Raw genomic sequence first — 12,056 nt, forward strand, 5'->3', positions numbered from 1 at the left:
GGTCAGCTCGTCCCACGACTGCGGCGGGCCCGCGCGACGGCCACCGCGGCGGCTCCCGCCAGGACCAGGCCGGTCACCGCGTGCCCCGTGCCGGGGCCGGTCCCGCTCGCGTCCTCGGCGGCGGCGTGGGCGGTGCCGCCGCCGCCCGCCTCGACGGGGGCGACGGGTGAGGCCGGGGCGGACGGTTTGTGCGCGGGGTGGGCGACGGTGAGGGTGCCGGTGCGGTCGGAACTGCCGCAGGTGACCTTCACGGCGTACGCCCCCGCGGTGAGCGTGGAGCGGACGCGGCTCTCGCCGACGAGGACGCCGTCGGTGGCGGTGAGCGTCACGTCCGTGACGAACGCCGCCGAGACGGCGACGGCCGTCTGTTCGGCGCAGTCGGAGACCCGGAGCCGGACGTCGGTGCCGGGGGTGGGAACCGCTGGGGTCACCGAGATCCCTCCTTCGTCCGCCGCGTATGCCGCCGGTGTGAGGGCGACGGCGGCCAGGACGCCCGTGCAGAGAGTGACTCGCAGTGAACGCATCGTGCACCTCCAGTTACCTGGAGCGTCCCCCGCGGCACCCGGGCCCGCATCCTCGATGGGGCCCGGGCTGCTCCGAACGGGTGGTGACGGGTTTGAGCGCCGGCCTCGGCGCCGCCGTCGTCAGACGCGGTCGACGAGGTCCGCGATGGAGTCCACGACCTGCGACGGCCGGTAGGGGAAGTTCTCCACCTGGTCGGGCGCGGTCAGGCCGGTGAGCACCAGGAACGTCTGCATGCCCGCCTCGATGCCGGCCAGTACGTCGGTGTCCATGCGGTCGCCGATCATCGCGCTGGTCTCGGAGTGGGCGCCGATGGCGTTCAGCCCGGTCCGCATCATCAGCGGGTTCGGCTTGCCGGCGAAGTACGGCTGCTTGCCGGTCGCCTTGGTGATGAGCGCGGCCACCGCGCCGGTCGCCGGGAGCGGGCCCTCGGTGGAGGGGCCGGTCTCGTCGGGGTTGGTGCAGATGAAACGGGCGCCGCCGTTGATGAGCCGGACCGCCTTCGTCATGGCCTCGAAGGAGTACGTCCGTGTCTCGCCGAGGACGACGTAGTCCGGCTCGTGGTCGGTGAGGATGTAGCCGATGTCGTGCAGCGCGGTGGTCAGTCCCGCCTCACCGATGACGTACGCCGAGCCGCCCGGCCGCTGGTCGTCCAGGAACTTGGCGGTGGCCAGCGCCGAGGTCCAGATGTTGTCGATCGGCACGTCCAGGCCCATGCGGCGCAGCCGGGCGTGCAGGTCGCGCGGGGTGTACATCGAGTTGTTGGTGAGGACCAGGAAAGGCTTGTCGGAGTCGCGCAGCTTCTTGAGGAAGGCGTCGGCGCCGGGGATCGGGACGCCCTCGTGGATGAGCACACCGTCCATGTCGGTGAGCCACGACTCGATGGGCTTGCGGTCTGCCATGTGCGGGATCTCCTGCCGTACGCGGTCCAGCGTGCGCTCCAGCCTAAACGTGGCCGGATCTTGAGGGAATGGCCCGTTTCCGGCGTCCCGCCAGGCGGACTGCCTCAGCGCCGCCGCCGTGCCAGCAGGACCGCGCCGCCGGCGGCGAGCAGCAGGGCGCCGGCCGTCGCGAGCGCCGGGCCGCTGACCCCGGTCCGGGCCAGCTCGTCGGCGAGGGGCAGCCGGGTGGCGGGCGGCGTCGCGGACGGGGCGTCCGCCTCGGGAACGGTGGCGCTGCTGGACCTGCCGGCCGCGGGCCCGGGTTCGCCCTCGATGCGGAACCGGTACGCGTTCGACTCGCCCACCCACGCGCCGTCGTCGTCGTGCCGTTGGACGACGGCGGCCTGGGCGGTGACGTCGTTGGGTACGGCGTCGGAGGTGACGGCGAGCCGTACCTTCACGGTCAGGGTGCGGCGGGGGCCGACGCTGAACCCGGGAAAACCTCCCCGCTCATCGGCGAGGACTCCGACGAGCTCGTCCCGGTCGGTCCTCTCGAACCGGACGGCGTGGGGCCGGTTCCCCTCGAAGAACTCCAGCCGGGGCTGCGACGGCCGCAGCGCCCGTTCGGTGTCGACGAGCACGACGACCGGGTGGATGCGGGTGCAGGGCCGGCCGGTGGTGTTGGTGAGCTCGATGTACCAGACACCGAAACCGCCACCGGCCGTGTAGGAGGCGGGTCCGCCGTGGAGCCGGGTGGTGAGGGGGAAGGCGCGCTGGTCGGCGGCGACACAGGCGGGTGGCCGTGGAGCGGCGTGCGCGTCGCTCGCGGCGGGGAGAAGGGCGGCTGCCGCCGCCAGGCAGAGGGAAGCGGGCGTGCAGAGTCGCATGAACAGGTGACACTGCCGGACAGGGGCGGGAGAGCGGTGACGCCGCTCCGAAACCTCGGCCCCGTTCCGCCCGATCGGCGGACAGGCCCTGCTGTCCGGGCGGCGCGCAGGGTTGTCGGACGCGGGCGAGAAGGCCGGGCAGACGACCCCCACGGACCAGACGGCCGGGCAGACGGCGGCCCGGGCGAGACGGCCGGACGGACGGCCCACGAGCCAGACGGCCGGGCGAAACGCGCGGGCGAGACGGCCGGGCAGACGGCGGCCCGGGCGAGACGGCCGGACGGACGGCCGCACGAGCCAGACGGCCGGGCGGACGGCGTCCGGTCTCGACCGGGGCACGAGGCCGACGTGCTGGTGGCGGGGGCCGTCGGACCGGGCCCGGGCGTCCTGCACGCACGCCGTTCCCTGACGGACGGGCGCACGGTGCTCGACGGTCACCCGGCCAGGGTCCGTGGACGCCGCCGCGTCCCCCGCCTCAGCCGTCGCCGCGCCCGAAGACCGGCCCCAGCACCAGCTGAGCCGCCCCCGCCGCGACCGCACGTCCCCCGCCGGGGGCGAGCCGCACCGGCACGGCCTCCTCCCCGGTGCGCCCCGCCCGGGCCTCCAGCACCGCCCCGACCCCGCGTACGAACACCTCGGGCGCCGTGGCCACCGTACGGCCGCCCAGCAGGACGACGTCGATGTCGAGCAGGCCCACCAGGTTCGCCGCCCCGGCCCCGAGGATCCGCGCCGCCTCCGCGACGTCCCCCCGGGCGACGGCTCCCAGGCACAGCGCCTCGACGCAGCCGCGGTCCCCGCACGTGCACGGCGGGCCGTCCAGCTGGATGACCTGGTGCCCGAACTCGCCCGCCCCGGTCCTGGCCCCCCGGTGCAGGCTTCCGCCGATCACCAGGCCGGCCCCCAGTCCCGTACCGAGATGCAGGTAGGCGAAGGAGCCGCCCTCGCCGGCGGCGGCGAGTCCCAGCGCCGCCGCGTTGGTGTCCTTGTCGACCACCGTCGGCACGGCGAGCCGCTCCGCCAGCGCCTCCCGCAGCGGAAAGCCGTCCCACTCGGGGAAGCCGGTCACCCGGTGCAGCACGCCCCGGGCGTGGTCGAGGGGGCCGGGCAGCGCGACCCCGACGCCGAGCAGGGAGCCGGCGCGGGCGAGGGGGGCGGCCCGGCCGACCGGCCCGGCGGGCAGCCGCAGCCCTTCCGTCACCAGGTCCTCCACGGTTCCCGCCACCGCCGCCAGCACGGCCTCGGCACCGGCCCCCAGATCCAGCGCCGTCCGCCGCTCCGCCACCACGGTGCCCCGGAGATCCACCAGCACGGCCCGCAGCTCGTCCCGCTCCAGCTGCACCCCGACCGCGTGCCCCGCCTCCGGCACCAGCCGCAGCACCGTGCGCGGCTTGCCCCCGGTGGAGGCACGGCGCCCCGCCTCCGTCGCGAGGCCGTCCGCCCGCAGCCGGGCCGTGATCTTGCTGACCGCCTGCGGGGTCAGGCCGGTGCGCTCGGCGAGTTCGAGCCGGCTGATGCCGTCGGCTCCCGCCGTCCGCAGCAGGTCGAGCACCAGCGCGGTGTTGTGGCTGCGCAGGGCCAGCAGGTTCGCTCCGCCCGCCGTCCCCCGCATGCCGCCCACCACGCCCCCACGCTCCCTCGCCCTGTTCACGCCCCCATTGTCCCCGCCGCTTGCACTTTGGCAACAGCGTTGCGAAAGTGGAGCCATGACTGGCACCCCTCTCCGCGTGGGTCTCGTCGGCTACGGCCTGGCCGGCTCCGTCTTCCACGCCCCGCTGATCGCCACCACCGAGGGCCTCGCCCTGGACACGGTGGTCACCTCGAACGCCGAGCGGCAGCGGCAGGCCCGCGCCGAGCACCCGGACGTACGGATCGCCGCGACCCCCGACGAACTGTTCGACCGTGCCGCCGAGCTCGACCTGATCGTCGTCGCGTCCCCGAACAGGACGCACGTCCCCCTCGCGGCCACCGCGCTCAAGGCCGGCCTGCCCGTCGTGGTCGACAAGCCGATCGCCGGCACCGCCGCCGAGGCACGCGAGCTGGCGACGCTGGCCGAGGAGCGCGGCCTGCTGCTGTCCGTGTTCCAGAACCGCCGCTGGGACAACGACTTCCTCACCCTGCGCAAGCTGCTCGCGGAGGGCGAGCTGGGCGACGTGTGGCGCTTCGAGTCCCGCTTCGAGCGGTGGCGTCCGCAGCCGAAGGGCGGCTGGCGGGAGTCCGGCGACCCGGCAGAGATCGGAGGTCTGCTCTACGACCTCGGCAGCCATGTCGTCGACCAGGCGCTGGTCCTCTTCGGCCCGGTGAACACCGTGTACGCCGAGTCGGACATCCGCCGGGCGGGCGCGGAGACGGACGACGACACGTTCATCGCCCTCACCCACGCGAACGGCGTCCGCTCGCACCTGTACGTCTCCGCGACGACCGCCCAACTCGGCCCCCGCTTCCGGGTGCTGGGCTCCCGGGCGGGCTACGTCAAGTACGGCCTCGACCCGCAGGAGGCGGCCCTGCGGGATGGCCGGCGCCCGGGCGCCGGCGGTGACTGGGGCACGGAGCCCGAGGCGCTGTGGGGCCGCGTCGGCTCCGGGGAGTCCCCGGTGACCGGCGGCGGCCGTGCCGAACCGACCCTGCCGGGCGACTACCCCGCCTACTATGCGGCGGTGGCGAAAGCCCTGCTGGAGGGCGGTCCCAACCCGGTGACCGCGCTGGAGGCGGCGGCCGCCCTGGACGTACTCGAGGCGGCCCGACGTTCGGCCCACGACGGAGTGGCGGTGACGCTGTGACGCACAACCCGGAACTCACCCCCAAGTTCCACCCGGAACTCACCCCGGCCCTGGAGGAGCTGGAGGCCCAGGAACGGCGCCTGGCCTTCCGCCAGTTCACCCACGACGACGCCTGGGCGCTCGGCTCGCTCCTCGTCGAACTGGCCCGGGAGCGGCAGGCCCCGGTCGCCATCGACATCCACCGCGCCGGCCAGCAGCTCTTCCACGCGGCGCTGCCCGGCTCCACCCCCGACAACGACGCCTGGATCGCCCGCAAGCGCCGGGTCGTGGAGCGCTACGGCAGCTCCTCGTACCTGGTGGGCGCCCGCTTCCGCGCCAAGGGCACGACGTTCGAGGAGTCCTCGCGCCTGGACCCCGACACGTACGCGGCGCACGGCGGCTCGTTCCCGCTCACCGTCGAGGGCGTCGGGGTGATCGGCGCGGTCACGGTGTCCGGGCTGCCGCAGCTGCAGGACCACCGGTTCGTGGTGGAGGCGCTGGAGGAGTTCCTGGGCAAGGAGCGGTAGCGCCACCCGGGATTACCGAGCGGCTCCCTCCGGTTGGCACTGCCGTACGTGATCACGCACGGCACCCGACCGGAGGGATCCGCCCCCATGACCACCGCCCTGCAGGAGACGATCGGCCGGTACGGCGTCTGGAGCGTCGGCCTGCGCTCGGAGGACCCGGCCCGGCGCGGCGAACGCGCCGAGGCCGCGGCCGAGCTGGAGGACCTCGGGTACGGCGCCGTGTGGCTGGGCGGCAACAGCGCCGCCCGCAACGCCGCCCCGCTGATCGAGGCGACGTCGAGGCTCACCGTCGGCACCAGCATCCAGTCCATCTGGGAGCACGACGCGGACGCCGCCGCCGCGAGCTTCAAGGAGCTGGAGGCGGCCCACCCCGGCCGTTTCGTCCTCGGCCTGGGCGTCAGCCACGCCAAGCGCGTGGAACAGTACCGCCGCCCCTACTCGGCGCTGGTCGACCACCTCGACAGCCTGGACGCCGCCGGGATGCCCGCTCAGCGCCGCCTCCTGGCCTCCCTCGGCCCGAGGTCGCTGCGGCTGACCCGCGACCGGGCGGCGGGCGCGATCCCGTACCTGGTCACCCCCGAGCACACCGCGCACGCCCGCGAGATCCTGGGCGAGGCCCCGCTGCTCGCCCCCGAGCTGGGGGTCGTCCTGGAGCCGGACCCGGCCCGCGCCCGGGCCCTGGCCCGCGACTTCCTCGCGATGTACCTCCCCCTGGCGAACTACACCAACAACTTCCTGCGGCACGGCTTCACCGAGGACGACCTGGCCGACGGCGGCAGCGACCGCCTGGTCGACGCGCTGTTCGCGTGGGGGGACGAGGACCGGATCCGCGCGCGGATCGACGCGTTCTTCACGGCGGGCGCGGACCACGTGGCGCTCCAGGTCGTGGACGACGGGCCGCGCGACGGCCTGCCGCGGGCGGCCTGGCGCCGACTCGCGGAGCTGCTGGCCTGAAACGGGAGCGCGGGGAACTGCGCGACCGGCCGCGGACGGCCCGCACCCGTCCAGCCGTCCGCGGTTCCCCGGCCGTCCCGGCGGAGCGCCTACGCGTCCTTGAACTCCTGGCGCTGCCGCCCCAGTCCCTCGATCTCCAGCTCCACCACGTCCCCGGCCCGCAGGAACGGCTTCGGGTCCGGCTGTCCGAGCGCGACCCCCGCCGGCGTCCCCGTGTTGATGACGTCCCCGGGGTACAGCGTCATGAACCGGCTGACGTACCGCACGACCTCCCCCACCGGGAAGATCTGCTCCGCCGTCGTCCCGTCCTGCTTCAGCTGCCCGTTGACCCACAGCCGCAGCGACAGGTTCTGCGGGTCGGGCACCTCGTCCGCCGTCACCAGCCACGGCCCCAGCGGGTTGAACGTCTCGCAGTTCTTCCCCTTGTCCCAGGTACCGCCCCGCTCGATCTGGAACTCCCGCTCCGACACGTCGTGCGCGACCGCGTACCCGGCGACATGCGCGAGCCCCTCGTCCGCCGACTCCAGGTAGCGGGCCGTACGTCCGATGACCACCGCGAGTTCCACCTCCCAGTCGGTCTTGGCGGCCCCGCGCGGCACGAGCACCGTGTCGTTCGGCCCGACGACCGTGTCCGGCGCCTTCATGAAGACGACGGGCTCGGCGGGCGGCTCGGCTCCGGTCTCCCGGGCGTGGTCGTGGTAGTTCAGCCCGATGCAGACGATCTTGCCGATACGGGCCAGGGGCGGCCCGACGCGCAGCCCGGTGGCGTCCAGGACGGGCAGCTCACCGGCGTCGGCGGCGGCCCGGACCCGGCCGAGGGCCGCGTCGTCGGAGAGCAGCGCCCCGTCGATGTCCGGCACGATGCCCGACAGGTCCCGCAGGGTCCCCTCGGCGTCGAGCAGCGCGGGCCGTTCCGCTCCGGCCGTACCGACGCGCAGCAACTTCATGATCACAGTCTCCCTAGATCGCGGGCGCCCGCCGATCCCTGGTGCCCGGGTGCGGCGGGCGGCACAGCCATCGGAGGACTGGTCGATCGTCCAAGGTCGGCGTCCACGCCGCAATACCCCGTTCACGGACTGGACCGCGGCCCCCGCGCAGGCCGGCTACCGGTACAGCACGGCCCGCTCCACGGCACTCCACGTCGTACTGGTCACCACGTACAGCGCGGCGGCCAGCGGCACCACGGCCACGGTGACGAGCGTGAAGAAGGACATGAACGGCACGACCTTGTTCACCGCGCCGAGCCCGGGAAGCTGCTCGCCGTCCCCGACGGGCACTGCCGGGTTCGCGGCCGTCATCCGCTTCGTCCGGCGGTAGCTGAAGGCGGCGACGGCCGCGACGAGGACGAACACCCCGGCGTACACGAGTCCCGCACCGCCGAGGAGACCGCCCTGCGCCAGCGCGTCGGCCCACCGCCCGCCGAGCGGGGCGGCGAACAGTTCGTGGGCGAGCAGTTCGTTGGCCCGCCCGCCGATCGTCTCGCTGGAGAACAGGTGGTAGAGCAGGAAGAACGCGGGCAGCTGGCACAGGCTGGGCAGACAGCCGGACAGCGGCGACACCTTCTCCTCGGCGTGCAGGTCGAGCACGGCCTTCTGGAGCTTCTCGGGGTTCCTGGCGTGCTTCTTCCGCAACTCGGCGAGCTTGGGCTGGAGTTCGGCCCGGGCCCGCTGCCCGCGCGCGGCGGCCCGGGACAGGGGGTGGAGGAGGAGTCGTACGAGCGCGGTGAACAGGACGATCGCGGCGGCGGCCGCGGACGCGCCGAACAGCGGCTGGAGCAGGTCGGCGAGCCGCTCGACCAGGGATGCGAAGACGGACATGGGTGAGCCCTCCGGGGTCTCGTCGTGCCGGGAGTCCGGACAACCGGACAGGGGGAGACGGCGGCATGACGACCCGCGCGGGGCCACGGTCTGTCGAGAGGTGTGCGGGCCCTACGCGGCGGTCGCCGGGAGGGCGCGTCCGGGCGCCCGGGGCCGGGTGCGCCCCCGGGCGTCGGGATCGCGTTGCGGCAGGAAGGCCGTACGCCGGTCCCGGTCGCGGATGGCCGTACGGACCCGGGTGGGCGGCACGGCGGGCGTGCAGCGCGCGGCGACGAGCGCGCACAGGGCGAGCGCGGAGCCGGCCGCGGCGGTCGCGGCGAGCGCGACGGTCGCGGAGAGGCTGCCCGTGTCGAGCAGCGCGAACGGGAGGACGAGGAGCAGCAGCGCGAGAGCGGGACGCGCTCTCGTCCAGTCGCCCGGCATGGCGGCCCCTCCTCTCGAACGCGTGTGTGCCCTGCTGTCGGTTATACAGGATCGGCCCGCGCCCGCCACTCCGTACAGCCCTTCTCATAACCCTTGGAGAAATTGCGGAGAAAGCGCTGTCGCACCTCTCGACAAGCTCGACCGCCACACCCGATGCTTCGTGATGACACGCGGGGGGTGATGGCCGGAAAACGCCCAACTCGGCTTGTTCGGGCTGCTGTTGGGCTTTGACATCGAGAGGCAGACACCATGATCGGACGCAGGACCCTGCTCGCGGCCGCGGGCGGCACCGTCCTCGGCGGCGCCCTGGCGACCGGCACCGCGCACGCGGACGCCACGATCGCCGTCAACCCCTCGACGACGTACGGCGCCTGGGAGGGCTGGGGCACGTCCCTGGCCTGGTGGGCCAACGTCTTCGGCGCCCGGGACGACTTCGCCGACCTGTTCTTCACCACCAAGTCGGTGACGTACGACGGCAGATCCCTGCCCGGCCTGGGCTTCACCATCGCCCGCTACAACCTCGGCGCGTGCAGCTGGAACACCGTCGACGGCGCGAGCATGGTCGCCTCCCCCAACATCCCCCGCTTCAAGCAGATCGAGGGCTACTGGCAGGACTGGCGCAACGAGGACCCGGCGTCGTCCGCCTGGAAGTGGACGGCGGACGCGACCCAGCGCGCCATGCTGGTCAAGGCGACGCAGCGCGGCGCCGTGAGCGAGCTGTTCGCGAACTCGCCCATGTGGTGGATGTGCCTCAACCACAACCCCTCGGGCGCCTCGAACGGCGGCAACAACCTCCAGTCCTGGAACTACCGCCAGCACGCCTCCCACCTGGCGGCGGTGGCCCTGTACGCACGGAACAACTGGGGCGTGAACTTCGCGACGGTCGACCCCTTCAACGAGCCGAGCTCCACCTGGTGGACGGCCACGGGCACTCAGGAGGGCTGCCACATGGACGCCTCGGTCCAGGCGGCCGTACTCCCGTACATGCGCAGTGAGCTGGACAGGCGCGGCCTGACCGGCGTGCGCATCTCGGCGTCGGACGAGACGAGCTACGACCTGGCGCGCACCACCTGGAACTCTTTCGGCTCGTCGACGAAGTCCCTGGTCAACCAGGTCAACGTGCACGGCTACCAGGGCTCCGGCGGCCGCCGCGACCTGCTCTACACGGACGTGGTGACGACGTCCCGCAAGGTGCTGTGGAACTCCGAGACGGGCGACGGCGACGGCACGGGCCGCACCATGGCGAGCAACCTCCTGCTCGACTTCCGCTGGCTGCACCCCACGGCCTGGTGCTACTGGCAGGTGATGGACCCGACCGCCGGCTGGGGAATGATCAAGTACGACGGAAGCACGCTCCAGGCCGGCGCCGTCGAACGCAAGCACTACGTGATGGCCCAGTTCAGCCGCCACATCCGCCCCGGCATGACGATCCTCGACACGGGCGTCGACTACGCGGTGGCGGCCCTGGACAGGACGTCGAGGCGTCTGGTGATCGTGGCCCTGAACCGCTCCACGTCCGCCCAGACCCTCACCTTCGACCTGTCCCGCTTCTCCACGGTCACGGGCGGCTCCGGCGGCCTGGTCCCCCGCTGGACGACGATGACGTCGGGTTCGGGCGACGCGTACGTGGCCCGCTCGGACACGTTCCTGAGCGGCAAGTCGCTGCGCTCCACCTTCGCGGCCGGCGCGCTCCAGACGTTCCAGGTGGACGGCGTGTCGATCTGAACCACGGCTCGGACCGGGGCACCCCTGTGTCAGGCGGGGGCAGTACGGTGTGGCCATGCGCCCCGACACGCCTGCCGAAAACGTCGACCACACCGCCGAAGCGGCACGCCTGGAGCGGACCGCCGGCCTGTACCCCGAGGACGCCGAGGCCCTGCTGCTGCGGGCCGCGGCCCATCTGGAACTGTCCGGCGACCGCCCCGCGGCGACCGCGCTCTACGACCGCCTCCTCACCTCGTCCGACGCCCTGGACAACCCCCACCTGGTACGGGCGCTCAAGGCCTCCAACCTCTGGGAGTACGGCCACGAGGCGGAGGCCCGAGCGATCATCGAGGGCATCCGCACGGCGGCCCCCCGGGACCCCGCCCCCTGGGTCATCGTCGCGGAGTCCCTGGAGTCCCACGACGAGCTGGAGCAGGCGCACGACACGTTCACGGAGGCGGTCCGTCTCCTCCTGGCGGACGTCTCGGAACCCCCCTACGCGACGCACCCCCTCCTCTTCGGCCGCCACCGGGTCCGCCGCATGCTGGGCGTGCCCCACGACGAGTGGGACGCCCTGGCGGACTCGGTCCACTCCCTCCCGGTCTCCCTGGACGAACTCCACGACCCCAAGCGCGTCTGGTCCCTCGGCTCGGAGAACCCGGCGGAACTGGAGGCGGAAATCCTTCGCCTGCGGGCGGAACTGGGCGCGTACCGTGCGGCCCTCTCCCGCCCCTTCCCCGTGGCGATGCTCCACTGGCCGGCGGAGGAACTGCCGGAACTGGTGGAGGCGTATCCGTCCCTGGCGGCGGAGTACCCGTCGTACGAGGAGCACCTGGCGGCCATAGAGTCCGCGCTGCGGGAACTGGCGGCTTCGGGAACGCCGAACCTGGGCATCGTGACCGGCACGGTCCCGTCCTACGAGGCGTTCGCCGCCTCGGAGGGCTCGTCCCCGGGCGACGCGGCACTCCTGCCCCAGTACGCGACGACCCTGGCGGCGCGGGGACGGGCGGTCGCCTGGCCGCCGCAGCGGGGCTCGGCTTGCTGGTGCGGTTCGGGCCGGGCGTACGAGGCCTGCCACGGGGACGCGGCCTGACGGTCCGGGCCCGCCGAACCTCTCGAGATGCGCCGGTCACCTCCATGACAAAACTGGACCTATGACCACGAAAGCACGACTGGACGGCGGCCCGGACGACCTGGCGGGCAAGATCGTCCCGATCACCCCACCCGGCCAAGAACTCAAGATTCCCCACCGGGGCGGCTACGAGCACTACAAGGTCACGACGCGCCATGAGGAGACGGAGGAGGGGCGGGTGACCGTTTATCGGTGGTGGGAGAGGACTGAGGTGGCGGAATGACCGAGGCAACATGCCGGCCCGCAGCCAGAGCACACGGAACGGAGACGCGCCGCTTTCCGTCCCAGACACAGCTGACGTCGGCTCCAGGTGCGGGAGACCACGTGTGCCAGCCCTGACTCAGCTCTGCGCTGGTGACCGCGGCCTGCATCCGCCTTCGACACCTGGTCGGGCGCATCGCCCAACGCCGACGCCGAGCCCTGACCCGTCTCGGTGTCCAGGGCATCCGCACG

At 73.4% G+C, this 12,056-nt stretch carries 13 protein-coding genes; 6 read left to right on the forward strand and 7 right to left on the reverse strand.

All coding sequences use genetic code 11. The annotated features are described in order from the left end of the window. Nucleotides 1–2: 2 nt before the first annotated feature. From ACFPZJ_RS03305 to ACFPZJ_RS03320, 4 genes are all read right to left on the reverse strand, one after another. Nucleotides 3–524: a hypothetical protein gene (locus ACFPZJ_RS03305; protein WP_381016858.1), complete on the reverse strand. Its 522-nt coding sequence runs from the start codon at nt 522–524 to the stop codon at nt 3–5. 120 nt (nt 525–644) lie between these two features. Beyond that, nucleotides 645–1,424: an HAD-IIA family hydrolase gene (locus ACFPZJ_RS03310; protein ID WP_381016861.1), complete on the reverse strand. Its 780-nt coding sequence runs from the start codon at nt 1,422–1,424 to the stop codon at nt 645–647. 104 nt (nt 1,425–1,528) lie between these two features. Beyond that, the gene (locus ACFPZJ_RS03315; RefSeq protein ID WP_381016863.1) at nt 1,529–2,290 is read right to left on the reverse strand and encodes an LPXTG cell wall anchor domain-containing protein; all 762 of its coding nucleotides are present in this window, start codon (nt 2,288–2,290) and stop codon (nt 1,529–1,531) included. Between the two features lie 475 nt (nt 2,291–2,765). Further along, nucleotides 2,766–3,899 (reverse strand): ROK family transcriptional regulator, encoded by a 1,134-nt coding sequence (locus ACFPZJ_RS03320; RefSeq protein ID WP_381017311.1) that lies wholly within the window; start codon nt 3,897–3,899, stop codon nt 2,766–2,768. A gap of 94 nt (nt 3,900–3,993) precedes the next feature. Between ACFPZJ_RS03320 and ACFPZJ_RS03325 the strand changes: the two genes are divergently transcribed. The 3 genes from ACFPZJ_RS03325 to ACFPZJ_RS03335 all read left to right on the forward strand — a co-directional run bounded on the left by ACFPZJ_RS03325 (nt 3,994) and on the right by ACFPZJ_RS03335 (nt 6,527). Continuing rightward, a complete protein-coding gene (locus ACFPZJ_RS03325; RefSeq protein WP_381016866.1) occupies nt 3,994–5,067 on the forward strand; it encodes a Gfo/Idh/MocA family protein in 1,074 nt (357 codons plus the stop codon). Beyond that, on the forward strand, nt 5,064–5,573 hold the full coding sequence (locus tag ACFPZJ_RS03330) for a heme-degrading domain-containing protein (RefSeq protein ID WP_381016868.1): 510 nt from the start codon (nt 5,064–5,066) through the stop codon (nt 5,571–5,573). Before ACFPZJ_RS03325 ends, ACFPZJ_RS03330 begins: the two co-directional genes overlap by 4 nt. An 87-nt stretch (nt 5,574–5,660) precedes the next feature. Beyond that, nucleotides 5,661–6,527 (forward strand): LLM class F420-dependent oxidoreductase, encoded by an 867-nt coding sequence (locus ACFPZJ_RS03335; RefSeq protein WP_381016870.1) that lies wholly within the window; start codon nt 5,661–5,663, stop codon nt 6,525–6,527. Nucleotides 6,528–6,616: 89 nt separating this feature from the next. Here the strand turns inward: ACFPZJ_RS03335 and ACFPZJ_RS03340 are convergent, their stop codons facing one another. The 3 genes from ACFPZJ_RS03340 to ACFPZJ_RS03350 form a co-directional block, all read right to left on the reverse strand. Further along, a complete protein-coding gene (locus ACFPZJ_RS03340; protein WP_381016873.1) occupies nt 6,617–7,474 on the reverse strand; it encodes a fumarylacetoacetate hydrolase family protein in 858 nt (285 codons plus the stop codon). A gap of 156 nt (nt 7,475–7,630) precedes the next feature. Beyond that, complete coding sequence (locus tag ACFPZJ_RS03345) at nt 7,631–8,344, reverse strand: YidC/Oxa1 family membrane protein insertase (RefSeq protein ID WP_381016875.1); 714 nt, start codon at nt 8,342–8,344, stop codon at nt 7,631–7,633. A 111-nt stretch (nt 8,345–8,455) separates the two neighbouring features. Further along, nucleotides 8,456–8,767, reverse strand: coding sequence for a DUF6412 domain-containing protein (locus tag ACFPZJ_RS03350; RefSeq protein WP_381016878.1), 312 nt, complete (start codon nt 8,765–8,767; stop codon nt 8,456–8,458). A 249-nt stretch (nt 8,768–9,016) separates the two neighbouring features. Here ACFPZJ_RS03350 and ACFPZJ_RS03355 point away from each other — a divergent pair, with 249 nt between their 5' ends. The 3 genes from ACFPZJ_RS03355 (at nt 9,017) to ACFPZJ_RS03365 (ending at nt 11,826) form a co-directional block, all read left to right on the forward strand. After that, complete coding sequence (locus ACFPZJ_RS03355) at nt 9,017–10,492, forward strand: glycoside hydrolase (RefSeq protein WP_381016881.1); 1,476 nt, start codon at nt 9,017–9,019, stop codon at nt 10,490–10,492. A 55-nt stretch (nt 10,493–10,547) separates the two neighbouring features. Next, nucleotides 10,548–11,564: an SEC-C metal-binding domain-containing protein gene (locus ACFPZJ_RS03360; protein ID WP_381016884.1), complete on the forward strand. Its 1,017-nt coding sequence runs from the start codon at nt 10,548–10,550 to the stop codon at nt 11,562–11,564. 61 nt (nt 11,565–11,625) lie between these two features. Continuing rightward, the gene (locus ACFPZJ_RS03365) at nt 11,626–11,826 is read left to right on the forward strand and encodes a DUF5988 family protein (protein WP_381016887.1); all 201 of its coding nucleotides are present in this window, start codon (nt 11,626–11,628) and stop codon (nt 11,824–11,826) included. Nucleotides 11,827–12,056: the final 230 nt, after the last annotated feature.

The sequence above is a fragment of the Streptomyces bullii genome (genome assembly GCF_042657145.1).
In the GTDB taxonomy this organism is placed as follows: Bacteria; Actinomycetota; Actinomycetes; order Streptomycetales; family Streptomycetaceae; genus Streptomyces; species Streptomyces bullii.

What these genes read in the sequence shown, in the direction of transcription:
- ACFPZJ_RS03360 (WP_381016884.1), top strand. Translation starts at nt 10,548, where the DNA reads ATGCGCCCCGACACGCCTGCCGAAAACGTCGACCACACCGCCGAAGCG.
- ACFPZJ_RS03350 (WP_381016878.1), bottom strand. Translation starts at nt 8,767, where the DNA reads ATGCCGGGCGACTGGACGAGAGCGCGTCCCGCTCTCGCGCTGCTGCTC.
- ACFPZJ_RS03355 (WP_381016881.1), top strand. Translation starts at nt 9,017, where the DNA reads ATGATCGGACGCAGGACCCTGCTCGCGGCCGCGGGCGGCACCGTCCTC.
- ACFPZJ_RS03340 (WP_381016873.1), bottom strand. Translation starts at nt 7,474, where the DNA reads ATGAAGTTGCTGCGCGTCGGTACGGCCGGAGCGGAACGGCCCGCGCTG.
- ACFPZJ_RS03345 (WP_381016875.1), bottom strand. Translation starts at nt 8,344, where the DNA reads ATGTCCGTCTTCGCATCCCTGGTCGAGCGGCTCGCCGACCTGCTCCAG.
- ACFPZJ_RS03310 (WP_381016861.1), bottom strand. Translation starts at nt 1,424, where the DNA reads ATGGCAGACCGCAAGCCCATCGAGTCGTGGCTCACCGACATGGACGGT.
- ACFPZJ_RS03315 (WP_381016863.1), bottom strand. Translation starts at nt 2,290, where the DNA reads ATGCGACTCTGCACGCCCGCTTCCCTCTGCCTGGCGGCGGCAGCCGCC.
- ACFPZJ_RS03335 (WP_381016870.1), top strand. Translation starts at nt 5,661, where the DNA reads ATGACCACCGCCCTGCAGGAGACGATCGGCCGGTACGGCGTCTGGAGC.
- ACFPZJ_RS03325 (WP_381016866.1), top strand. Translation starts at nt 3,994, where the DNA reads ATGACTGGCACCCCTCTCCGCGTGGGTCTCGTCGGCTACGGCCTGGCC.
- ACFPZJ_RS03320 (WP_381017311.1), bottom strand. Translation starts at nt 3,899, where the DNA reads ATGCGGGGGACGGCGGGCGGAGCGAACCTGCTGGCCCTGCGCAGCCAC.
- ACFPZJ_RS03365 (WP_381016887.1), top strand. Translation starts at nt 11,626, where the DNA reads ATGACCACGAAAGCACGACTGGACGGCGGCCCGGACGACCTGGCGGGC.
- ACFPZJ_RS03305 (WP_381016858.1), bottom strand. Translation starts at nt 524, where the DNA reads ATGCGTTCACTGCGAGTCACTCTCTGCACGGGCGTCCTGGCCGCCGTC.